Source organism: Pseudomonas sp. 7-41 (assembly GCF_021233075.1).
GTDB classification, from domain to species: domain Bacteria; phylum Pseudomonadota; class Gammaproteobacteria; order Pseudomonadales; family Pseudomonadaceae; genus Aquipseudomonas; species Aquipseudomonas veronii.
This window is the reverse complement of record NZ_CP089551.1, coordinates 6020242-6041264: the sequence shown is the minus strand read 5'-3', so window position 1 is coordinate 6041264 and position 21023 is coordinate 6020242. Positions and strand designations below refer to the sequence as shown.

At 62.9% G+C, this 21023-nt stretch carries 23 protein-coding genes; 12 read left to right on the top strand and 11 right to left on the bottom strand.

Translation table 11 applies throughout. The features are described 5' to 3' along the window. The first annotated feature begins 79 nt into the window (after nt 1–79). Entirely contained in the window at nt 80–1183 is a 1104-nt protein-coding gene (locus LQ249_RS27485; protein WP_232566038.1) for a DUF6515 family protein, read from the top strand. Here the strand turns inward: LQ249_RS27485 and LQ249_RS27480 are convergent. Continuing rightward, complete coding sequence (locus tag LQ249_RS27480; protein ID WP_017848314.1) at nt 1180–2073, bottom strand: cation diffusion facilitator family transporter; 894 nt, start codon at nt 2071–2073, stop codon at nt 1180–1182. The two genes, LQ249_RS27485 and LQ249_RS27480, sit on opposite strands and share 4 nt — an antisense overlap. A gap of 15 nt (nt 2074–2088) precedes the next feature. Then, nucleotides 2089–2508, bottom strand: a complete 420-nt coding sequence (locus LQ249_RS27475) for a hypothetical protein (RefSeq protein WP_017848313.1) — start codon at nt 2506–2508, stop codon at nt 2089–2091. A 183-nt stretch (nt 2509–2691) separates the two neighbouring features. Here LQ249_RS27475 and hrpB point away from each other — a divergent pair, with 183 nt between their 5' ends. Beyond that, nucleotides 2692–5199, top strand: coding sequence for an ATP-dependent helicase HrpB (gene hrpB / locus LQ249_RS27470; protein WP_108525533.1), 2508 nt, complete (start codon nt 2692–2694; stop codon nt 5197–5199). A 32-nt stretch (nt 5200–5231) separates the two neighbouring features. Here the strand turns inward: hrpB and LQ249_RS27465 are convergent, their stop codons facing one another. Then, the gene (locus LQ249_RS27465) at nt 5232–6320 is read right to left on the bottom strand and encodes an endonuclease/exonuclease/phosphatase family protein (RefSeq protein ID WP_079444772.1); all 1089 of its coding nucleotides are present in this window, start codon (nt 6318–6320) and stop codon (nt 5232–5234) included. Nucleotides 6321–6360: 40 nt separating this feature from the next. Then, the gene (locus tag LQ249_RS27460) at nt 6361–7020 is read right to left on the bottom strand and encodes a YciC family protein (protein ID WP_046381956.1); all 660 of its coding nucleotides are present in this window, start codon (nt 7018–7020) and stop codon (nt 6361–6363) included. Nucleotides 7021–7201: 181 nt separating this feature from the next. Between LQ249_RS27460 and LQ249_RS27455 the strand changes: the two genes are divergently transcribed. From LQ249_RS27455 to LQ249_RS27445, 3 genes are all read left to right on the top strand, one after another. Further along, nucleotides 7202–7966, top strand: coding sequence for a DUF2076 domain-containing protein (locus LQ249_RS27455; RefSeq protein WP_017848309.1), 765 nt, complete (start codon nt 7202–7204; stop codon nt 7964–7966). Between the two features lie 128 nt (nt 7967–8094). Continuing rightward, on the top strand, nt 8095–8571 hold the full coding sequence (locus LQ249_RS27450) for a LabA-like NYN domain-containing protein (protein ID WP_017848308.1): 477 nt from the start codon (nt 8095–8097) through the stop codon (nt 8569–8571). Between the two features lie 46 nt (nt 8572–8617). After that, complete coding sequence (locus tag LQ249_RS27445) at nt 8618–9229, top strand: 3'-5' exonuclease (RefSeq protein WP_017848307.1); 612 nt, start codon at nt 8618–8620, stop codon at nt 9227–9229. Between the two features lie 124 nt (nt 9230–9353). On the opposite strand, the gene LQ249_RS27440 is transcribed toward LQ249_RS27445, so the two are convergent. Continuing rightward, nucleotides 9354–9650 (bottom strand): DUF6124 family protein, encoded by a 297-nt coding sequence (locus tag LQ249_RS27440; RefSeq protein ID WP_232566037.1) that lies wholly within the window; start codon nt 9648–9650, stop codon nt 9354–9356. Between the two features lie 494 nt (nt 9651–10144). Here LQ249_RS27440 and LQ249_RS27435 point away from each other — a divergent pair, with 494 nt between their 5' ends. Both LQ249_RS27435 and LQ249_RS27430 read left to right on the top strand, forming a co-directional pair. Continuing rightward, entirely contained in the window at nt 10145–10711 is a 567-nt protein-coding gene (locus LQ249_RS27435; protein WP_232566036.1) for a hypothetical protein, read from the top strand. Next, nucleotides 10701–10973: an acyl carrier protein gene (locus LQ249_RS27430; protein ID WP_017848306.1), complete on the top strand. Its 273-nt coding sequence runs from the start codon at nt 10701–10703 to the stop codon at nt 10971–10973. The genes LQ249_RS27435 and LQ249_RS27430 overlap by 11 nt, the downstream gene beginning before the upstream one ends. Nucleotides 10974–11074: 101 nt before the next feature. Here LQ249_RS27430 and LQ249_RS27425 read toward each other — a convergent pair whose 3' ends face one another. Then, nucleotides 11075–11536: an Lrp/AsnC family transcriptional regulator gene (locus LQ249_RS27425; RefSeq protein WP_046381959.1), complete on the bottom strand. Its 462-nt coding sequence runs from the start codon at nt 11534–11536 to the stop codon at nt 11075–11077. Between the two features lie 160 nt (nt 11537–11696). On the opposite strand from LQ249_RS27425, the gene yedA reads away from it, so the two are divergent. Both yedA and LQ249_RS27415 read left to right on the top strand, forming a co-directional pair. Then, complete coding sequence (yedA, locus tag LQ249_RS27420) at nt 11697–12593, top strand: drug/metabolite exporter YedA (RefSeq protein WP_057005123.1); 897 nt, start codon at nt 11697–11699, stop codon at nt 12591–12593. 60 nt (nt 12594–12653) lie between these two features. Continuing rightward, entirely contained in the window at nt 12654–13988 is a 1335-nt protein-coding gene (locus LQ249_RS27415; RefSeq protein ID WP_108525529.1) for a DEAD/DEAH box helicase, read from the top strand. Between the two features lie 138 nt (nt 13989–14126). On the opposite strand, the gene LQ249_RS27410 is transcribed toward LQ249_RS27415, so the two are convergent. Continuing rightward, nucleotides 14127–15353, bottom strand: coding sequence for a TIGR03862 family flavoprotein (locus LQ249_RS27410; protein ID WP_232566035.1), 1227 nt, complete (start codon nt 15351–15353; stop codon nt 14127–14129). 171 nt (nt 15354–15524) lie between these two features. Then, nucleotides 15525–16445: a histone deacetylase family protein gene (locus LQ249_RS27405; protein WP_046482194.1), complete on the bottom strand. Its 921-nt coding sequence runs from the start codon at nt 16443–16445 to the stop codon at nt 15525–15527. Nucleotides 16446–16521: 76 nt separating this feature from the next. Between LQ249_RS27405 and LQ249_RS27400 the strand changes: the two genes are divergently transcribed. The 3 genes from LQ249_RS27400 to LQ249_RS27390 are packed head-to-tail and all read left to right on the top strand — an operon-like array spanning nt 16522 to nt 18595. Continuing rightward, complete coding sequence (locus LQ249_RS27400; protein ID WP_046381964.1) at nt 16522–17091, top strand: GNAT family N-acetyltransferase; 570 nt, start codon at nt 16522–16524, stop codon at nt 17089–17091. A 38-nt stretch (nt 17092–17129) separates the two neighbouring features. Next, on the top strand, nt 17130–17999 hold the full coding sequence (gene tesB, locus LQ249_RS27395) for an acyl-CoA thioesterase II (RefSeq protein WP_046381965.1): 870 nt from the start codon (nt 17130–17132) through the stop codon (nt 17997–17999). After that, nucleotides 17996–18595 carry an HAD family hydrolase gene (locus LQ249_RS27390; protein ID WP_046381966.1) on the top strand — a complete coding sequence of 200 codons (600 nt, stop codon included), beginning with the start codon at nt 17996–17998 and terminating at the stop codon, nt 18593–18595. The genes tesB and LQ249_RS27390 overlap by 4 nt, the downstream gene beginning before the upstream one ends. A 59-nt stretch (nt 18596–18654) precedes the next feature. On the opposite strand, the gene LQ249_RS27385 is transcribed toward LQ249_RS27390, so the two are convergent. Genes LQ249_RS27385 through LQ249_RS27375 form a run of 3 tightly spaced genes read right to left on the bottom strand, consistent with a single transcriptional unit; the run spans nt 18655 to nt 20981 of the window. After that, complete coding sequence (locus tag LQ249_RS27385; protein WP_128191692.1) at nt 18655–19635, bottom strand: alpha/beta hydrolase; 981 nt, start codon at nt 19633–19635, stop codon at nt 18655–18657. Beyond that, nucleotides 19636–20523 carry a KPN_02809 family neutral zinc metallopeptidase gene (gene ypfJ, locus LQ249_RS27380; RefSeq protein ID WP_017848295.1) on the bottom strand — a complete coding sequence of 296 codons (888 nt, stop codon included), beginning with the start codon at nt 20521–20523 and terminating at the stop codon, nt 19636–19638. Between the two features lie 44 nt (nt 20524–20567). After that, complete coding sequence (locus LQ249_RS27375) at nt 20568–20981, bottom strand: lipoprotein (RefSeq protein WP_046381968.1); 414 nt, start codon at nt 20979–20981, stop codon at nt 20568–20570. Nucleotides 20982–21023 lie beyond the last annotated feature (42 nt).

Here is a 21023-nt window from a genome sequence, read left to right as displayed (position 1 = left end):
GTGACTGATAACCTGTTCCAGAACCGGGCGAGGCTTTTCCAGTCTCATTGATAAGCCCTAAACCGCAGTGAGGAAGAGCATGAAGCGCATCTGGCGAATGGCAGGTGTTGGTTTGTTGGTGGTCAGCGTCAGCGCGCAGGTAACAGCGGACGAGCGCGATAATTCACCCGAACGGCCGCAGGGCGGCGGGCAGCATGAACGCGGCCCTGAAGGTGGCGGGCGGCCCGAGAATAATCAGCCGCGCCCGCAGAGCCCGCCGTCACGGCCCGAGAATAATCAGCCGCGCCCGCAGATCGCGCCGCCTCGGCCTGAGAACAATCAGCCACGCCCGGAGAACCCGCATTTTGATCGCGGCGGCCCGAACGGCGGCGGTCAGGGGCAAGGCCGGCCCCAGGGCAATGAGCCGGGTCGCCCGGCACCGCAGCCACAACCGTCGAACAGCCTGCCGATCCAGGGGCGGCCCGATACGGTGCGCCAGACCCAGGAACCGCGTGAGGGTTACTACCGCGATATCCCGCGCCGCAACGACGGCAATCAACATTGGGAGGCCGGTGGCCCCGGTTCACGTCCAGGCAACGACGGCGGTTACCACAATGGGCGTCCCGGTGATAATCGCTGGCCAGGTCGCCCCGATGGGCACGGCAACGGCTGGGGCCCCGGCCCGCAGTATCGCCCGGGGTATATGGTGGATCGTTTTCCCGAGCGGAATTACCGAGTGCCTTACCGTGGCCAGGATTATTTCTTCTCCGGCGGCTACTGGTATCGCCCGCAAGGCCCGCGCTATGTAGTGGTGGCGCCGCCGTATGGCATCCGCGTGCATTACTTGCCGGACTACGCGCGCGAAGTGTGGGTGGGCGGTGCGCTGTTCTTCCTCGCGGCGGGTGCCTATTACACCTACGAAAACAGTACCCAGCAGTACGTGGTGGTGGAACCGCCGACCGCCGTACCGGCACCGCAGCCAGCACCCCAGGGTAACGGTTATGACGTGGTGGCCTATCCCGCCAACGGCCAGTCACCGGCGCAGGTGCAGCAGGATGGTTACGACTGTTATCGCTGGGCCGTGCAGCAAAGTGGCTTTGACCCGCAAGCGGTCACCTACGCTCCGGCCCCGGCAGTGGTGCAAGCCTACCGCCAGGCCCAGGGCAACTGCCTGAGCAGTCGCGGCTATCAGGTGCAGTACTAGGCCTGGGCGCCACTCACCACATCCAACGGGTCGGCGTGTACCAGCACTTCGGCCCGCGGGTAGGCTTTGTGAATGGCATCGGCGGCCTGGTCGCTGATGCCGTGGGCGACAGACAACGTCAATTCCCCCGGCAATTCCAGGTGCAGCTGCACAAACCAGTGGTTGCCGGAAATCCGCGTGCGCAAGTCGTGTGCGCCCAGCACGCCGGGTACGCCACGCGCCAATTCCAGCATGTGCTGGCTGACGTCCGGCGGCAGTTCTTCGTCCATCAGCACGGCAAAGCTTTCCCGGGCGATCTGGATCGCGCTCCACAGAATGTAGGCCGCGATGCCCAGGCCAAACCAGGCGTCGATCTGATGGAAGCCGAAACCGGCCAGGATCAGCGCAATCAAGATACTGCCATTGAGCAGCAGGTCCGAGCGGTAGTGCAGCGAGTCGGCGCGCACGGCGCTTGAGCCGGTTTCCCGCACCACGTGGTGTTGCAGGACCAGCAGGGCCACGGTCAGCGCCAGGGACAAGATAATCACGCCAATGCTCAGCCACGGCGCGCCCACCGGTTCGGGATGCTTGATCCGTTCGAATGCCTGCAACGCAATCAGCACCGCACTGCCGGCGATAAACAGCGCCTGCGCCATCCCGGCCAGCGACTCGGCCTTGCCATGCCCGTAACGGTGATCGTCATCGGCCGGGCGCAGGGCGTAATGCACCGCCAGCAGATTGAGCAGCGAGGTGACACCATCGAGTAGCGAATCGGTCAACCCGGCGAGCATGCTCACCGAGCCGCTGAGCCACCAGGCGATGGCCTTGGTCACAATCAGCACAGAGGCCACGCCCACCGAGGCGCGCGTGGCCAGGCGCAAGAGCCGGGCGTGTTCGGGACTGCTGGTCATAAGCGGGTCAGATCCTTAGGCGGACGGTTGTAAGCCGAGGGCCGCCAGTTGTTGCACGCTGCCCTTGAACTGGATCATGCGCGGGTCGTCCAGCGGCAGCGTGCGACCGGTTTCCTGCTGGATGATGGTCTGCAGCTTGGCAGTGTCGACCTTGCCGTCGGCACCGATGGCTTGCTGCAGTTTCTCCGGGGCGACTTGTGCGGTCTTGCCCGGTTCGAAGTAGATCGCGCCGGTGGCGAAGTCGACGCCGAAGGCGATCAGGCCAGGGATCACGTAGAACAGCAGGCCCACGGCATCGAGCACGGCAATCGTCGGGTCGATCTTGCCGTCGATCTGGCCGCGGCGATCGGGATAGAAAATCGAACCGCAGGCCGTCAGTTGGCTCAGCAGAGTGACGGCGAGGACACCGCCGATGACCCGGGAAGCGATACGCATGGAAAATCTCCTGTCAGTCACTGTAGGAGCGAGCTTGCTCGCGAAAGACGTTAACGATACCGCGTGCTGCCTGAATGTGCGTGGTGCTCTGTGATTTTTCGCGAGCAGGCTCGCGCCTACGGGAGACCACCACCGGTATCCGACAGTTCGCCGTTATACTCGCCGCTCTGCTTTGGAGCCAGTATGAATTCGTTGCCGATCGATGATGTTTTACCCGCCCTGCGTGACGCCTTGGCGAATCGCCATGAAGCCGTGCTGGAAGCACCGCCCGGCGCCGGTAAAACCACCCGCGTACCCTTGGCCTTGTTGAATGAGCCTTGGCTGGCCGGGCAGACCATCCTGATGCTCGAACCCCGACGCCTGGCCGCGCGCGCCGCCGCCGAGCGCCTGGCCAGCGAGCTGGGGGAAAAGGTCGGTGAAACCGTCGGCTATCGCATCCGCCTCGACAGTAAAGTGGGGCCCAACACGCGCATCGAAGTGGTCACCGAAGGCATCCTCACCCGCCGCCTGCAGGACGACCCGGCGCTGGACGGCGTGGGGCTGCTGATCTTCGACGAATTCCACGAACGCAGCCTCGACGCCGACCTGGCGCTGGCCCTGAGCCTGAATGGCCGCGACCTGTTTCGCGACGAGCAGCCGCTGAAAATCCTGCTGATGTCCGCCACCCTCGAAGGCGAGCGCCTGGCCGCGCTGCTGGACAACGCGCCGATCCTGCGCAGCGAAGGGCGTATGTTCCCGGTGCAGATGCGCTGGGGGCGGCCGTACCAGGCCGGTGAATTCATCGAGCCGCGCCTGGTGCAGACCATCCTCGACGCTTTGCATGACGAAACCGGCAGCGTGCTGGTGTTCCTGCCCGGCCAGGCGGAGATCCGCCGGGTCAACCAGCAACTGGCGGACGCGCTCGGTGATCGCCGCGATGTGCTGCTCTGCCCGCTGCATGGCGAACTCGACCTGAACGCCCAGCGTGCCGCCATCGACCCGGCGCCCGCCGGCAAGCGCAAAGTGGTGCTGGCCACCAACATCGCCGAGACCAGCCTGACCATCGATGGCGTGCGCGTGGTGATCGACGCCGGGTTGGCGCGTGTGCCGCGTTTCGACCCCGGCAGCGGCATGACCCGCCTCGACACCCAGCGCATCTCCCGCGCCAGCGCCACTCAGCGTGCCGGCCGGGCCGGGCGCCTGGAACCGGGCGTGTGCTATCGCTTGTGGTCCGAGGACCAGCACGAAGGCCTGGCCGCCTATGGCAGCGCGGAAATCCTCGCCGCCGACCTCGCCGGGCTGGCCTTGCAACTGGCGCGTTGGGGCGTTGCGCCCGCGCAGTTGGTGTGGCTCGACATGCCGCCCGCTGCCGCGTATGCCCAGGCCCAGGACCTGCTGCAACGCCTCGGCGCCTTGAATGACGACAAACTGACCGCCCACGGCCAGAAGATGGCCGAGCTGCCGGCCCATCCGCGCATCGCCCATCTGCTGCTGCGCGGGCAGGATCTGGGGCTGGCGGCCACTGCGTGTGATGTCGCCGCGCTGCTGGGTGAGCGCGACATCCTGCGCGGGGGCGGCGCGGATCTGCACAGTCGCCTGGCGTTATTGTCCGGTGAAGAACGCGCGCGGGGCACTCAGGGTGGTGTTCAGCGCGCCAAGCAGTTGGCCCGGCAATATCGCGGCTATTTGCGCGGCCAGGCGACCAGGCCGGTGGCCGACCCCGATCACCCGCGTTGGCTCGGCGCGCTGCTGGCGTTGGCGTATCCCGACCGCGTGGCCCAACAACGCCGCCCCGGCGGCGCCGAATACCGCCTGGCCAATGGCCGCGCCGCCTTGTTCGCCGAGGCCGATAGCCTGATGAAACAAGCCTGGCTGGTGATTGCCGACCTGGGCAGCCGCCAGGGCCAGCGCGAAGAACGCATCTACCTGGCGGCGGATTTTGATCCGGCGCTGTTCGACACGGTCCTCGCCGAACAAGTACGCACCGTCGACCAATTGGATTGGGACGAGCGCGAAGGCGTGCTGCGCGCCGAACGCCAGCGCAAAGTCGGCGAACTGGTGCTCAGCCGCGAACCCCTCAGCGGCCTCGACGAAAACGCTCGCAGCCAGGCGCTGGTCAACCTGGTTCGGCGCAAAGGCCTGGAGCTGTTGCCCTGGACGCCGGAACTGCGCCAATGGCAGGCTCGCGTGATGTTGCTGCGCCAGCTGGACACCGGCACCACCAGCGAATGGCCCGACGTCAGCGACAGCGCCTTGCTCGCCAGCCTGGAGCACTGGCTGATGCCTTACCTGGGCAAGGTTTCGCGCCTCAGTCATTTCGCCAACCTGGATATTTCCAGCTACCTGCACAACCTGTTGCCCTGGCCGTTGCCCCAACGCCTGGACGAACTGGCACCGCACCATTTGAAAGTGCCTTCGGGTTCGTCGGTGCGCTTGGACTACAGCGAGCATCCGCCGATTCTGGCGGTGCGCCTGCAGGAATTGTTCGGCCTGGCGGATACACCGCGCATTGCCGGCGGGCGCCAGGTGGTCAAGTTGCACCTGCTGTCCCCGGCGCGACGGCCGGTGCAGGTGACCCAGGATCTGGCGAACTTCTGGCGCAGTACCTACGCCGAGGTGAAGAAAGATCTGAAAGGGCGCTATCCCAAGCATTACTGGCCGGATGACCCGTTGGTGGCCGAGGCCACCGCCCGAATCAAACCACGCAAGTAAGCGTGACCGCGATTCAAATGTGGGAGGGGCGGTTATTGCGCGGCGGGCAGCAGGAAGCGCGCGATGACCGGCAAATGGTTGGAAATGCGCAACGTATCCGCCTGGCGCACCTTGGCTTCTACACGCTTGATCCGCGAGCTGTAGAACAGGTAATCGACGGTGCGATCCGGCCCGTCCAGGCTCGGGTCATTCGGAAAGTGCGTCAGCCACTGCTCACGATCAATCCCGCTGGATTCGCTGTTGCTCGGGATCATCGGGTATTTGTCCCACAGCAGATGCAGTTCGCTGTCCGGTGAATATTGCCCGCGTTTACCGGCATCCAGGCGCAGGAATTGCCCCAGCGGCAGCAAATTGAAATCCCCACCGATCAACCACGGCGTACCGCGGCTTTCGAACTTATCCAGCAGTTTCACCGTGGCCTGGACTTGTGCTTGCACCGCACTGCGCCCGGGTGCGTCGCCCTCCAGGCGAGTGTTGAGCACCGCCAGTTGGCCGCCGTCGCTCAAGGGCAGATAGGTCAGCAGCAACGCCGGTTTGGGTTGGAACTGACGGCTGATGAAATCAGCGGGCGGTACGGGCAGTTGCAGGCGTTCGGCGTGTTCGATCTGGTAGCGGCTCAGGGTCACCAGCTTGCGGCCGACGCTGCCGAAAATATGCAGGTTGGGGATAAAGTCGGCTTTCCAGTCGAAGGCCTGGGCGCTGCAGGGGTAGAGATCGACGAGCCGCTCTTGCAGCAGCGCCACCTGATCCTGGTAGTGGGAGGGCTTGGCGCCTTCGTCGAGTTCCTGCAACAGCAGGATGTCGGGCTGTTCGTCGCGAATCACCCGGGCCACTTCGTCGAGGCTGAAGGCCATGTCTTCGACGGTGGGGCGGTCGTCCGGGCCGCTGCCGTCGGCGGTGTCGTACCAGAACACGTAGTTCTTGCCGGCCAGGTACTGCACGTTCCAGGTCATCACCTTGAGCGCCTGCCCGGGCAGCAGGGTCGGTGCACGGGGCGCGATGCAGCTCACGGGAAGGGTTTGCTTGTCGGCGGGGCGCCAGGTCAGGCTGTAGATCAGGGCCGTCAGCAGGCCCGCGATGATCAGCAGGCCCAGCAAGGTGATGCGCAATAAACGGGTCATCGGCTCGGCTTATAGCGTGTCAGGGGTGACACGGAGCATATCACCGCACGTCGGCGTCGCCACCGATCAGCATAAATAAACGGAACAGCACCACACTGGTAAACAGCTGCAGGAAGCTGTGCGCGCTGTCGATCAGCACGCCCAGCAAAGGCGCGGGCTCGGGATACGCCGCCATGCTGGCGCCTTTGAGCAGCCACAGTGGCGTCATTACGCACAGCAGGCACACCAGGATTCGCCAGAAATGCCCGCGGGTCAGGCGCAAACTTTCCTTCATCGCCGCCAGTGCAGGCATGCCGCGCAGCACCAGCAGGTATTCGGCGAACGCCAGCACCACCATCAGCCACAGGCCCGGCAGGAAATACAGCGACAGCCCGAGCAGTATCAGCAGGGTGCTCATCGCCGTCAGCAGGGCGAAGCGCGGCCACAGCGTCAGGGCCATGGCCCACACATCCTTGGTGCGCGGCGATTCGCCACGGGTGCGGGCGTCGAGAAACAGGATCAGCGCCCCGGTGTACAGCGGATACACCAGCAACCCCACCACCACGCTGTAGCCGGGGAAGGCATCCGGGCCGAGCGTGTGGTCGAGCACCTGTTGCAGCAGGGCTTCGAGGATCACCAGCGGCAGGCACAGCTGGACGATGGCGCCCAGGTTGCGCTGGGTGAAACGGAGGGAGTCGCGCAGCACATCTAACGGATTCATCAGAGTCATCACAGGCCGAAAAAAAGCAGGGGCACACTTTAACCGATAGGTGCCGTGAGCAAGCAAACGTAAACCTTGAGTAAAGACCATTGAAACAACTGGTAACACCCCCATAACTAGCAGGACCGAGCCTGATCACAGGCCGGACCATGATTTCTACCGGCAATCTAACGAGGTCGCCATGAACAGCGAAGAGCAAACCCTGATCGATGGACTGTTTTCACGGCTGCAACAGGCCGAAACGGACTCAGCCCCCCGCGACGCGCAGGCCGAAGCGCGGATCAAGGAGCATATGACGCGCCAACCGGCGGCCGGGTACTACATGACCCAGTCAATCCTGGTGCAGGAACACGCGCTCAAGAACCTCGACGCGCAGAACAAGCAGCAGGCGCAACAGATCCAGCAATTGCAGGACGAGCTGCAGCGGGCCAAGTCCCAGGCGGCACAACCGGCGCCGAGCAGCGGTGGCTTTCTGTCGAGCATTTTCGGCGGCGGTTCCCGTGACGCGCAACCGCCACAGAGCGCTCCGGCCTCATCCGGCGGCGGTTGGCGTGAACCGGCTCGGCCGTCTTTCGGTCAACCTGCGCCGCAACAAAACTACGCCGCCCCACAGCAGAATTACCAACAGCCGCAACAACCCGCCGCCGCCCCCATCGGCAGTGGCTTTCTCGGTGGCGCCCTGAAAACCGCAGCGGGTGTGGCCGGTGGTGTGATGCTGGCGGAAGGTATCAGCAGCCTGTTCAACCACAACTCGCAACAGCCGCAAGTGGTGGAAGAAATCATCCGTGAAGTGCCCGCGCCTGCCAGTGACAACAGCAACTGGGGCAACGATGACCAGAAGTTTGCGGGCAATGACAACTGGGGCAGCAACAATTCCGACAGCTTCGCGGACAGTGATTATTCCGACAACTCGTCCTCCTTCGACGACGACGATTCCTTCGTCTGACGCATCCAGGCCGGGGCGCTTTGCCGCCCCGGGCTGATTTTTCCCGGAAACTTTCCCGTGGCTGGCATACTGGCAACCTTTGCGGACCTTCGCGTCCGGGGTCCAAGCGGCAGTCATGGGGAAGTGCGGTGAAGAAAATTGCAGTGTTCGCCGATGTACAAAACCTCTACTACACCGTGCGCCAGGCGTATGGCTGCCATTTCAACTACGCCGCCTTGTGGGCTGACATCAGCTCGCGCGGGCAGATCGTCGAGGCGTATGCCTATGCCATCGACCGTGGTGACAGCAAGCAGCAGCAATTCCAGCAGATCCTGCGCAACCTGGGCTTTACCGTGAAGCTCAAACCCTACATCCAGCGCAGCGACGGCTCGGCCAAGGGCGACTGGGACGTGGGCATCACCATCGACATCATGGACGCCGCCGCTAACGTCGACGAAGTGGTGTTGGCTTCCGGCGACGGTGATTTCGACATGCTGCTCGACCGCATCATCCACAAGCATGGCGTCGAAGCCGTGGCCTACGGCGTGCCGGGGCTGACGGCCAACTCACTGATACGCGCCGCCAGCCGCTACGTGCCGATCGAAGGCGCGTTGCTGCTCAAATAAGCGCTGCGGTTCAATAGATAAATGCTTAGACGGAGTTGGAACAGGTTTGGAACGTATAGCGGTCATCGACTTTGAAACCACCGGCATCACCCCGAGCAGCCACTGCCGGGCCACGGAAATCGCGGTGGTCATCCTCGAACGTGGCCAGATCGTGGACCGCTACCAGAGCCTGATGAACGCCGGCGTGCGCGTGCCGGGCTTTATCGAACAGCTCACCGGCATCAGCAACGCCATGCTGCGCAGCGCGCCGCCGGCCGAGCGGGTGATGAACGAAGTCAACGAGTTCGTCGGCACCACACCGCTGCTGGCGCACAACGCCGCGTTCGACCAGAAGTTCTGGGACTTCGAACTGGGCCTGATCCGCCGCACCCGCCTGCAAAAATTCGCCTGCTCGCTGCTATTGGCCCGCCGCCTCATGCCTGCTGCACCCAACCATAAACTCGGCACCCTCAACAGCTATGCCCAACTGCCCCACACCGGCCAGGCTCACCGGGCCATGGCCGATGCGGAGATGGCGGCTAACCTGACGGCGCACCTGGCCGAGCAACTGCGACGGACCCATGGCTTGCGCGAGCTGTCCCACGACCTGCTGTGTACCTTGCAGAAAGTCCCGGCGGCGAAGATCAATGAGCATTTGAAGAAGCATCGCGGGTTCTGATAGAACAACGCCGTTCAAAATGTGGGAGGGGGCTTGCCCCCGATAGCAGTGGATCAGTCAGCTTATGTGTAGCTGACCCACCGCAATCGGGGGCAAGCCCCCTCCCACATTCGTTATGTGTGGTTCAACGAGGTTGCACACACTCCAGCGCCCGATCCACCACTCCCTTCGCCATTTCCACCAAATGCATCACCGCCCGTTGCTGCGCGTTCATCGCCTCACCCGGCAAGTGCGCAGTTTTCACCGCGCAATGCAGCAAGTCCGCCGCATGGGCGAGGGCATCTTCGAGGCTCAGGTTGTCATTCAGGATGAAGGTGGGCGCATCCGGGGCGGACGCTTTGAGGTAGTAGTCGATGGCGCTGCGGTTGAGCAGGGCGTCTTCGCTCAAGAAGTCTGGTGGATCGGGGGTGACTTTGACCATGGTGTAATTCCTCTGAAGTAAGAGGCCGTCACCGTTCGCTTGCACGCGAATGAGGGTGGCAGCTGTACGCAGGTGTGCAAGACCGGGGCAAAGGAAACCCGGCAGACCCCGAAGGTCTCCAGCGCACAGCCGCCATAACAGATAAACGCCGACCACTAAAAACCAGGCGTTGAGATGTAGGGCGCTAGTGCACCTTTGCGAACCGGACTTGCACGTCCGATCATCGATGATTCGATGACGAGGCGAGACTAGCTACCTGATCCGAGGGGCGCAAGGCCGTGGAATTCTCTAGGAAACGTCCCGCAAATGAAAGGGATTGGTCTTGCTTGCCACTAAAACATCAGTTCTTTGTGGAGGCTTTTAGCGGTCTTCTGAAACGTCAGTAGGCTAAGCGCTACTGCTTCGTCGGACCTTTCTGGTTTTTCCCGCCAACCACCAATCGCCCTTTGCTGAAACTTACTATCCGCCTGTCATTTACGTACAGGGACTACGGCATGCAGGAAAGCGATCTTCATACAGCAATCATGCGAAGCAAGTTTGAGCTCGAAAGCAAGGGCATCGATTTCGGCTCAACTTCAAGCATGGCGTTTCATATGGGAAACACAATGACAAGCTGCCCGGCAGTCATGGCTTTGCCTAATTCGCCAGGCTGGACCCATGGCACCAGTTATCAGTTACTCAAGCCCATTCATGCGGAATCCTCGGTGCCGAGCACTACTTTTGACGAACTCTGGAAGTGTACAAAGCAACACTACGGCTTGACGACTGCAACGCTTCTCACTGGTGCGGCGGGCATACCGATAAGCAAAATTGCCGTGGGCACTTGGGTTCAAGTCGGCTCCAGCAAAACGACGAACCTGGCTAGCCTCATCGGAATGCGCTTCTTCCCTCGTACATTGATCAGGCAGCCAACCGTGGCCAGAATGGCGAAAGCAACATTTGGAACTGTCAGGGTATTTGGCATTATCGGGCGAGGCATTCCCTTCGTGGCTGCGGGGTTGGCTGTCTTTGATCTAATCAGTATTGGTAAGTGTGCCTACGAGGCAAGAAATGGAAAGTAATCTGACCCGAGCCGAGATCAGCGAAAAGGTCATTCAACTGTTCGTCGATATCATCGGCTTCATCGACCGCAGCCAGGTGACGGAACAAACGGATTTCATCCATGACTTCAAGATCATCGATGACGATTTGACTTGCTTTGTCATGCAGATCAAGTGGCAATTCAAACTGCGCGCGACGCAGGCAGATTGGGATCACATCACCACCCTTGAGCAAATTGTCGACTTGATCGTTCAGCGTTCAAATCTGCAGTGCGGGCTCTGACGCCATCGGGGGCAAGTCGAATCGTCGCACCGCCCCTCCCACATTTTGATGTGTGAATACATGCAAACTGTGGGAGGGGGCTTGCCCCCGATGGCGCTGGATCAGCCACCACTTTTCCCATTCCCCTCCAACTGCCCCAACGGCACCCGCCGCTCTATCGCGCTCGACAAAATGATCGAGGTCTTGCTGAACCCGAACTTCGCTATCCGATTAATCAAACTCTCCAGCTCCGGCATGGTGCCTACCGCCGCTTGCATGATCACGCACGGATCGCCCGTGACCCGGTGGCATTCGGTCAGTTCGGGGATTTCGGCCAGGGCGTCGTACACCTTCTGGCTGCCATGGTTGGTCAGGCGCAGTTCGATCACGCACTGGATCGGCAAACCCACTTTGGACAGGTCCACCTTGGCCTGGTAGCCGGTGATCACGCCGCTGGCTTCCAGCTTGGCCACGCGCTCGGCCACGGCGGGGGCGGAGAGGTTGACCGTGCGCGCGAGTTGCGCGTAGGACGCGCGGCCGTCTTCGAGCAGGGCGCTGAGGAGCATGCGGTCGTATTTGTCCATGAAAAGGCTCCAGCGTCAGGTGGCTTTCGAAAGCATGGTTTATAGCCCTCATAACCATGCTTTGAAAAGTGTATGGGCGGTTTAAACAGGTTTTGTAACTTATGTTTATGCACCTGTCTTTTTAGAATAAGCCTCTCTTTTTCTGCCGCAGAGCTGCCCAATGCCTGGCCCACGTCGCTTTCCCTTACCGTTGATCGCCGCCTTTTTTGCGTTGTATGTGATTTGGGGGTCTACCTACCTGGTGATCCGGATCGGTGTGGAGTACTGGCCACCGCTGTTGCTGGCGGGGATTCGGTTCTGTACGGCGGGGGCGCTGATGTACGCGTTTTTGCGCTGGCGTGGAGTGCCGGCGCCGACGTGGGTGCAATGGAAGTCTGCCGGGATGATCGGGATTTTGCTGCTCACTTTCGGTAATGGCGGCGTCACGTTGGCGGAGCACGCGGGGGTGTCGTCCGGTGTCGCTGCGCTGGCCGTGGCGACCGTGCCGCTGTTCACCTTGCTGTGCGGTTACTTCTGGGGCGCGCGTAATACCCGTCTGGAGTGGGCGGGGGTGATCCTGGGCATTATCGGCATTGCCATGCTCAACATGGGCAGCACCTTGCAATCGAGCCCGATCGGCGCGGCTTTACTGCTGTTCGCCGCCGCTTCGTGGGCGTTCGGTTCGGTGTGGAGCCGGCAACTGCCGCTGCCCCAGGGCGCGATGGCCAGTGCGGCGGAGATGCTGGTGGCCGGTGCGGCCCTGTTGCTCGGCAGCGCGGTGTCCGGTGAGCACCTGCAAGCCATGCCGCCGCTGGAGGGCTGGCTGGCCCTGGCCTACCTGACGGTGTTCGGTTCGATCATCGCCTTCAACGCGTATATGTACCTGCTCAAGCACGTGCGTCCGGCTGCCGCGACCAGCTATGCCTATGTGAACCCAGCGGTGGCGGTGTTGTTGGGGATCGTGTTTGTCGGCGAGTCCATCGGCATCGAAGAGGCACTGGCCATGTTGGTGATCATCAGCGCCGTGCTGTTGATCAGCCTGCCCCAGTGGCGAAAGCCTGGGCCGAAAATAAGGTAAACTGCCGCGCATAACGCCTTTTTACCCGCTTAGGCGCTGAATTTCCCCTACGGTAACCACATGACTTTCGCCACACTTGGCCTGATCGAACCCTTGCAGCGCGCCCTTGAGACGCTCGGCTACCAGACCCCGACGCCGGTGCAGGCGCAAGCCATTCCGGCGGTGCTGGCCGGCCGCGACCTGATGGCCGCTGCCCAGACCGGCACCGGCAAGACCGCCGCTTTCGCCGTGCCGCTCCTGCAACTGCTGACCATGGAAGGGCCGAAAGTCGCCGCCAACTCGGCGCGCGCGCTGATCCTGTGCCCGACCCGCGAGCTGGCCGAGCAGGTTCACGCCAGCGTTGCTGAGTATGCCCAGCACCTGCCACTCACCACCTACGCGGTGTACGGCGGCGTGAGCATCAACCCGCAGATGATGAAGCTGCGCAAAGGCGTCGACGTGTTGGTCGCCACGCCTGGCCGCCTGATCGACCTGTTTCGCCAGAACGCGCTGAAACTCAATCAGCTGCAAACCCTGGTGCTCGACGAAGCCGACCGCATGCTCGACCTGGGCTTCTCCGAGGAGCTGGCGAATATTTACCGCATGCTGCCGAAAAAGCGCCAGACCCTGCTGTTCTCCGCGACCTTCTCCGATGAAATCCGCACGCTCGCCGGGCAAATGCTCAACGACCCGCTGAGCATCGAAGTCAGCCCGCGCAACGTCGCCGCCAATACCGTCAAGCAATGGGTGGTGCCGGTGGACAAGAAGCGCAAGCCGGAGCTGTTTGTCCACCTGATGCGCAAGGGCCGCTGGAAGCAGGTGCTGGTGTTCGCCAAGACCCGTAACGGCGTGGACGCGTTGGTGGATAAGCTGCAGGGCCTGGGCATCAATGCCGACGGCATCCACGGCGACAAGCCGCAGGCGACCCGTCAACGCGCGCTGGACCGCTTCAAGTCGAGCGACGTGCAGATCCTGGTGGCCACCGACGTGGCGGCCCGTGGCCTGGATATCGAAGACCTGCCGCTGGTGGTCAACTTCGACCTGCCGATTGTGGCTGAAGACTACATCCACCGTATCGGCCGCACCGGCCGCGCGGGCAACACCGGCGAGGCGATTTCCCTGGTGTGCGCCGATGAAGTGAACATGCTGTCGGCCATCGAGATGCTCACGCGTCAGACCTTGACCCGCAAGATGGAGCAAGACTTCGAGCCGGAACACCGCGTGCCGGACACCGATGCCAGTGGGCAAGTGGTGAAGAAACCGAAAAAGCCGAAGAAGCCCAAGGCTTCCGGTGGTGGCGGCAAGCGCAACCTGGGCAAGTGGGTGGACAGTGGCGAGGTCGCGCCTGCCGAGCCGTCGATCAAGCCGGTGCGCAAGGTGCCGGTGTTCAACACCGGGCCGCGTAAGAAGAAGTGATTTTGCGGCGCTGCTGATGGCCTCATCGAGGGCAAGTCGAATCGTCGCACCGCCCCTCCCACATATTGATCGGGTTCACATAGTCAAAATGTGGGAGGGGGCTTGCCCCCGATGACGGCTTTGAATTCACCGCAGATCTCAGCGCTTAAGCCACTCCAACATCCCCCGCCCGGCCGCTCTGCCACTGGCAAAACACCCCGTCAGCAGATACCCGCCGGTCGGCGCCTCCCAGTCCAGCATCTCCCCCGCACAAAACACCCCTGGTAATTGCTTGAGCATCAACCGCTCATCCAGCGCCTCAAACGGCACACCGCCCGCCGTACTGATCGCTTCATCCATCGGCCGGGTTTTCACCAGGCTCAGGGGCAATGCCTTGATAGCCACAGCCAATTGCGCCGGGTCGTTGAAATGTTCGGCGGGTGCCAGCTCACGCAACAACGCCGCCTTGACCCCATCCAACCCCAACTGACTGTGCAGATGCTTGCTCATCGAGCGCGACCCACGCGGCTTGGCCAAGGCGGCCTGGACCTTGTCCAGCGGCTTGCTCGGCAGCAGGTCGATGTGCACCGTGGCGGCGCCATTGCGATTGATCGCCTCACGAATCGGTGCCGACAGCGCATAGATCAGGCTGCCCTCGATACCGCTGGCGGTGATCACGCATTCGCCGAGGCGCGGCTTGTCATCTCCCAGGCCGATAGCGACGTTTTTCAACGGTGCGCCAGCGAATTTGCTGACCATCAGTTCGCTCCAGGCCGACACCTCGAAGCCACAATTACTCGGCTGTAACGGCGCGCAGGGCACGCCTTTAGCTTCCAGCCGCTTGAGCCAGGTGCCGTCGGAGCCCAGGCGCGACCAACTGCCGCCGCCAAGGGCGAGCAGCACGGCGTCGCTGTGGATGGTTTTTTCGCCGTCCGGGCTGTGGATAAGTAAACCGCCGTCCGCGCTCCAGCCCAGCCAGCGATGGCGGGTGTGGATAACCACGCCGTGGTCGCGTAGGCGCTTGAGCCAGGCACGCAACAGCGGGGCGGCTTTCATGTCTGTGGGAAACACCCGGCCGGAGGTGCCGACAAAGGTATCGATACCCAGACCATGAATCCATTCGCACAGTGCTTGCGCACCGAACGCACGCAGCAACGGCGCCATCTGCGGCGCACGTTCGGCATAGCGTGACAGGAACGCCGGGTAAGCCTCGGAATGGGTGATGTTCATGCCGCCCACGCCGGCCAGCAGGAACTTGCGCCCCACCGAGGGCATGCCGTCGTACACCTCCACCCGCAGGCCCGCCTGGCTCAGGATTTCAGCGGCCATCAGGCCGGCAGGGCCGCCGCCGATAATGGTGACGTGTTGGGCAGGGGTGTGAGGCATGGGCAGGGCTACGGTCGCGTGAATAGGTCGAGCATTCTACCCGAGGACGGCGCAAGTTCCTGATCAAAAAACGTACAGCTTCCTACAGGCTATGCGGTTACTGGCTTTCAGACGTTTACGCTCAAGTTATCCACAGGCCGTTCCACAGGCATTGTGGGTAACGCCCATATTTCAATGACAACCTGATGACGTCCACACCCGTTGCGCGCTGTGGTGCAGGATGCCGTGGCGGCGGGCCAAGGCCACACGGTCTTTGCTGTAGCCGCCGCCGATCACGCCCATCACCGGAATGTCGCGGCCCAGGCAATGGCGCATCACGCTCTCATCGCGGGCGGCGACGCCCTCGTCCGTCAGCTTGAGGTAGCCGAGGGCGTCGTCCTTATGCACGTCGACGCCTGCGTCGTACAGCACCAGGTCCGGTTGGTACAGCGGCAGCAGGTAGTTGAGCGCGTCGTCCACCACCTTGAGGTAATCGGCGTCGCCCATGCCCATGGGCAGCGGGATGTCCCAGTCGCTCTGGGCCTTGCGCGCCGGGAAGTTCTTTTCGCAGTGCAGCGACACGGTGATCGCGTCCGGCGTGTCGTGGAGGATGCGCGCGGTGCCGTCGCCCTGGTGGACGTCGCAGTCGAAGATCAGCACGCGGTTGACCCGGCCGCTGGCCAGCAGGTAATGGCTGATCACGGCCAGGTCATTGAAGATGCAAAAGCCCGCCGGGTAATCGTAGTGGGCGTGATGGGTGCCGCCGGCCAGGTGGCAGGCCAGGCCGTGCTCCAGCGCCTGCTCCGCCGCCAGGATCGAACCGCCCACCGCACGCACGGTACGCCGCGCCAGGGCTTCGCTCCAGGGCAGGCCGAGGCGCCGTTGGTCTTCGCGGGACAACTCGCCGCTCATGTAGCGTTCGATATACCCAGGTTCATGGGCCAGGGCCAGAATGTCCGCCGGGCACAGCGGTGGGCGCAGTAATTGGCTGTCCTGGGTCAGCCCGGTGGACACCAAGTGGTCACGCAACAGGCGGAACTTGTCCATCGGGAAGCGGTGGTCCGCCGGGAACTCGGGGCTGTAATCATCGTGGTAGATCAATGGCAAAGGCATGGGATTTTCTGACGGGAACCTGCGACGGATCTTAACAGCGCGGTACACTCACGCACATGGCAAGGGAGGGGGACCCATGGAGCCGATACTGGAATTGCACAGCGCACGCCTGGTGCTGCGCCAATGGCGCGATGCCGACCTGCCGGCGTTTGCGCACATGTGCGCCGACCCGCAGGTGATGCGTTATTTCCCGGCCCGATTGGACCGCCTGGAAAGCGCCGCGTTGATCGGCCGGATTCGTGGGCATTTCGCCGAATACGGCTTCGGCCTGTGGGCCTTGCAGCGCAAGGACAGCGGCGAGTTCATCGGCCTGACCGGGTTGCAGAATGTCAGCTTTGAAACCGCCTTCACCCCTGCGGTGGAAATTGGCTGGCGCCTGGCGCGTGAGCATTGGGGCCTGGGGTATGCCAGCGAGGCGGCATGGACCGCGTTGCGTTGTGGTTTCGACCGCCTGCAGTTGGACGAAATCGTCGCCTTCACCACCCAAACCAATCTGCCATCACAAAAAGTCATGCAAGCCATCGGGATGCATTACGATCCCCAGGCAGATTTTGAACACCCCAAGGTCGCGGCCGATGACCCGCTGCGCCCGCATGTTTTGTACCGCATCACCCGCGCCCAATGGTTGGACACGCTGCACGGATAAGCAGCCCGGAATGCCCCATAGATTGTAGGAGTTGCTCTATGAGCCAAGTATTGGAAGATCTGGTGGACTTGCTGACCCTGGAGCCGATCGAGGAAAACCTCTTTCGCGGCCGCAGCCAGGACCTGGGTTTTCGCCAACTGTTCGGCGGGCAAGTGCTCGGCCAGTCGCTGTCGGCTGCCAGCCAGACCGTAGAAGCCGAGCGGCACGTGCATTCTTTGCACGGTTACTTTCTGCGCCCCGGCGATGCCGCATTGCCGGTGGTGTATTCGGTGGACCGCGTGCGCGATGGCGGCAGCTTCAGCACACGCCGCGTGACGGCGATCCAGAAGGGCCACCCGATTTTTACCTGCAGCGCGTCGTTCCAGTACGACGAAGCCGGCTTCGAGCACCAGACCAGTATGCCTGCGGTGGTCGGCCCGGAAAACCTGCCGTCGGAGCTGGAGCTGACCAAGCAGCGCGTCCACCTGATCCCCGAGCACATGCGCGACAAGTTGCTGTGCCCCAAGCCGATCGAAGTGCGCCCGGTGACCGAAAAAGACCCGTTCAACCCGCAGCCGTCCGACCCGGTCAAGTACGTGTGGTTCCGCGCCGATGGCGCCCTGGCCGACACGCCGGCGCTGCATAAGTACCTGCTGGCCTACGCCTCGGACTTCGGCTTGCTGACCACGTCGCTGCTGCCCCATGGCAAGACCGTGTGGCAGAAAGACATGCAGGTCGCCAGCCTTGACCACGCGCTGTGGTTCCACGCCGACCTGCGCGCCGATGACTGGTTGCTCTATGCCATGGACAGCCCGTGGGCCGGCAATTCCCGTGGTTTTTCGCGGGGCAGCGTGTACAACCGCGCTGGGCAACTGGTGGCCTCGGTCACTCAGGAAGGCCTGATCCGCCACCGTAAGGACTGGGCATGAGCCTGGCGCAGATTAAACATTGGGTGTTCGACATGGACGGCACCCTCACGGTGGCCGTGCATGATTTCGCGGCCATTCGCGTAGCGCTGGATATTCCGCCCGAGGATGACATCCTCACCCACCTCGCAGCATTGCCGGCGGATGTCGCGGCGGCCAAACATGCCTGGTTGCTGGAGCATGAGCGCGAGCTGGCGCTGGGTTCGGTCGCGGCGCAAGGCTCGGTGGAACTGGTGCGGGAATTGGCCGGGCGGGGTTGTCGCCTGGGCATCCTGACCCGCAACGCGCGGGAGCTGGCGCATGTGACGTTGGAAGCGATTGGCCTGGCGGACTGCTTTGCCGTCGAGGATGTACTGGGGCGCGATGATGCGCCGCCCAAGCCCGACCCAGGCGGCCTGCTGAAACTGGCGGCGGCCTGGGATGTATCGCCCAGTGCGATGGTGATGGTGGGGGATTACCGCTTTGACCTGGATTGCGGCCGGGCGGCGGGGACCAGAACGGTGTTGGTCAACCTGCCGGAGAACCCGTGGCCCGAGCTGGCTGATTGGCATGCCGCAGACTGCGCGGTACTGCGCCGGATGATCCAGCCCGGGCAATAGAGATCAAATGTGGGAGGGGGCTTGCCCCCTCCCACAGGTTGAGCCGGTTTCTGCAGGTATTACTGAGAGAACAGTGCCTTCTGCCCTTCAGGCGAAGTGAAGATCCCATCGCCGTTATGCCCAACCCCCGGCACTTCCACCAGCTTCTGGGTCAGTTGCGGGTGGCGCTGCTTGAGGTAGTCGAAATAGTTGTGCCCGCGAATCAGGCGGTACGCGCCCTGGGTCTCGGCTTCGCAGCTTTTATCCAGCGCCGGGTGGTTCGGGTCGGTGTCTTGCCGGCCCAACAGGTAGGTGATGTCACGCGACACATAGGCCTGTTCCAGTTGCTCGGCGCTTTGCCCCTTGGCATAGGCGGGCAGGTGTTGCATGCCGTACTTCCAGTCATTGAAGCCAGGGCAGTCGGCGACCTTGAACGGCACTGGGCGCTGCGGGCTGAAGTAGGCGTAGGACGACGGGTTGGCCACCACATAGCGCAGGCGGATGCCCGCGCTTTGCAGGCTCGGTTGAGCCTGGCCGGTGAGCGCGAAGCGCTGCACCACCTGGCCGCCGCCGGAATGGCCGGCCACCACAATCTCTTTCAGTGCCGGGAACACGGTGCGGTTGCCCAGGTGCTCGATAATCTGGTCCAGGGCGCCGTAGGAACTGACCTGGCCGGGGCCCGTGGAGGGCTCGCCGGCCATCCAGTCATTGCCGTTCCAGCGCAGCACTTGCGGGGCCAGGTGATGGCGTTTCACGTCCGAGTCATTGAGAAACTGCGGCGCGACCACCAGCGTCGTGCCGCCAACCCCGGCATGTTCGGCGGCGTCTTCAGCGCTCTGCAGGTAGGTCTGTGCGTTGCGCAGGCGACCATGCACGATGATCAACGCACGGGTGACGTTGGGCAGGGGTTTACTCCAGTCCTGGCTCAAGCCGAGGCTGAGGTCGCCGGCCGTCAGGTGAAAGCGCTCGGAGCTGACCGCCTTGACCCCCTGCTCGGCGGCCCAGGTGGAGGCGCTGCAGGCGACCAGCACACCCAGCAGCATTCGCAATCGCGTATGCATTTAAAGACTCTTGGCCGCGAAGGTGTCGCATTGAGTGATCTGGCCTTGGGCAAAGCCGGTCTTGAACCAACGCACGCGCTGCGCCGAGGTGCCGTGGGTGAACGAGTCTGGCACGACACGGCCCTGGCCCTGTTGCTGCAAACGGTCATCGCCAATCGCGTTGGCCGCATTCAGCGCTTCTTCGATATCGCCGGGTTCCAGCCAGTTCAGGCGTTTTTGCGCGCGGTTGGCCCACACGCCGGCAAAGCAGTCGGCCTGTAGCTCCTGACGCACCAGCAGGCCGCCGTCGCCTTGCATCTGCCGGCCTTGCTGGCGCGCAGCCTGGATCTTCGACGAGATGCCTAGCAAGGTCTGCACGTGGTGCCCGACTTCGTGGGCGATCACGTAGGCCTGGGCAAAATCGCCGGCGGCCTGGAAGCGTTGCGACATTTCCCGGAAGAAATCCAGGTCCAGGTACACCTGCTGATCCGCTGGGCAATAGAACGGGCCGCTGGCGGACGTGGCGCCACCGCAGGCGGAATTGACCCGGCCACGGAACAGAATCAGTTTCGGGTTCTTGTAGGCCAAGCCGTTTTCCTGGAACACCTGGGCCCAGGTGTCTTCGGTATCGCCGAGCACTGCACGGACAAAGTCGGTTTGCTCATCATTGGCCGGCGGCGCCTGGCGCGACGGGGTGCTCACCGAGGGCGCCTGCTCCAACTGGCCGGTCAATTGGCCGAGGATCTGCAGCGGGTCCTGGCCGGTCAGCCAGCCGATGCCGACGATCAACACAATCGCGGTCAGGCTCAGGCCCTTGCCGCCGCCAAAACGCATGCCGCCACCACCACCGCCACTGTCATCGCGGGCATCCACCACGTTGTCGCTGCGTCGGCCTTTTTTCCATAGCATGGGGCAATCCTCTGTGTGCTAAGCGTGATTGATTATGGTCGTGATTAACGGCAATAGCCTTCGCCGGTGGCGACGATCAGGCAGTTCTTTTTATCCGCCAGCCATTTCAACCCGGTTGCCGCACCGTCACCGGCGCGCAGCTGTTGCGGGCCATCGGGGCGGGTGAAGGCGATGCCGTCTTCGGCCGCTTCACCTTTGAAGGTGCCGGCGGCGTCGGCGTCGAGGCCGTATTGCATGGTAAGAAGGTAGTGGCCACGGCCGATGCTGTCGTCCTTGGCGATGGTCAGGTGCAAGCCTTCGACGCCGATCCATTTGCCAACCCAGCTGTCGGTGGGTGGGGTTTGCGGCACCAGGGTCGCTTGCACGGAAGGCGGCGCCGGTTTGGCGGGCGCCTTGGACTCTTGGTTGCACGCGGCGAGCAGGGCAAGGGTAGACAGAAGAAAGACAGTTTTTTTCATAGCGGCAAGGCCTTGGTTAAAAAGTGTGCAACGCCGGGGCGA

Coding starts and splice junctions, on each gene's coding strand:
- ypfJ (WP_017848295.1), bottom strand. CDS start 20,523: ATGCTATGGAAAAAAGGCCGACGCAGCGACAACGTGGTGGATGCCCGC.
- LQ249_RS27375 (WP_046381968.1), bottom strand. CDS start 20,981: ATGAAAAAAACTGTCTTTCTTCTGTCTACCCTTGCCCTGCTCGCCGCG.
- LQ249_RS27390 (WP_046381966.1), top strand. CDS start 17,996: ATGAGCCTGGCGCAGATTAAACATTGGGTGTTCGACATGGACGGCACC.
- LQ249_RS27455 (WP_017848309.1), top strand. CDS start 7,202: ATGAACAGCGAAGAGCAAACCCTGATCGATGGACTGTTTTCACGGCTG.
- tesB (WP_046381965.1), top strand. CDS start 17,130: ATGAGCCAAGTATTGGAAGATCTGGTGGACTTGCTGACCCTGGAGCCG.
- LQ249_RS27460 (WP_046381956.1), bottom strand. CDS start 7,020: ATGAATCCGTTAGATGTGCTGCGCGACTCCCTCCGTTTCACCCAGCGC.
- LQ249_RS27430 (WP_017848306.1), top strand. CDS start 10,701: ATGGAAAGTAATCTGACCCGAGCCGAGATCAGCGAAAAGGTCATTCAA.
- LQ249_RS27480 (WP_017848314.1), bottom strand. CDS start 2,073: ATGACCAGCAGTCCCGAACACGCCCGGCTCTTGCGCCTGGCCACGCGC.
- LQ249_RS27475 (WP_017848313.1), bottom strand. CDS start 2,508: ATGCGTATCGCTTCCCGGGTCATCGGCGGTGTCCTCGCCGTCACTCTG.
- LQ249_RS27410 (WP_232566035.1), bottom strand. CDS start 15,353: ATGCCTCACACCCCTGCCCAACACGTCACCATTATCGGCGGCGGCCCT.
- LQ249_RS27400 (WP_046381964.1), top strand. CDS start 16,522: ATGGAGCCGATACTGGAATTGCACAGCGCACGCCTGGTGCTGCGCCAA.
- LQ249_RS27385 (WP_128191692.1), bottom strand. CDS start 19,635: ATGCATACGCGATTGCGAATGCTGCTGGGTGTGCTGGTCGCCTGCAGC.
- LQ249_RS27465 (WP_079444772.1), bottom strand. CDS start 6,320: ATGACCCGTTTATTGCGCATCACCTTGCTGGGCCTGCTGATCATCGCG.
- LQ249_RS27405 (WP_046482194.1), bottom strand. CDS start 16,445: ATGCCTTTGCCATTGATCTACCACGATGATTACAGCCCCGAGTTCCCG.
- LQ249_RS27485 (WP_232566038.1), top strand. CDS start 80: ATGAAGCGCATCTGGCGAATGGCAGGTGTTGGTTTGTTGGTGGTCAGC.
- LQ249_RS27425 (WP_046381959.1), bottom strand. CDS start 11,536: ATGGACAAATACGACCGCATGCTCCTCAGCGCCCTGCTCGAAGACGGC.
- LQ249_RS27440 (WP_232566037.1), bottom strand. CDS start 9,650: ATGGTCAAAGTCACCCCCGATCCACCAGACTTCTTGAGCGAAGACGCC.
- LQ249_RS27415 (WP_108525529.1), top strand. CDS start 12,654: ATGACTTTCGCCACACTTGGCCTGATCGAACCCTTGCAGCGCGCCCTT.
- LQ249_RS27435 (WP_232566036.1), top strand. CDS start 10,145: ATGCAGGAAAGCGATCTTCATACAGCAATCATGCGAAGCAAGTTTGAG.
- hrpB (WP_108525533.1), top strand. CDS start 2,692: ATGAATTCGTTGCCGATCGATGATGTTTTACCCGCCCTGCGTGACGCC.
- yedA (WP_057005123.1), top strand. CDS start 11,697: ATGCCTGGCCCACGTCGCTTTCCCTTACCGTTGATCGCCGCCTTTTTT.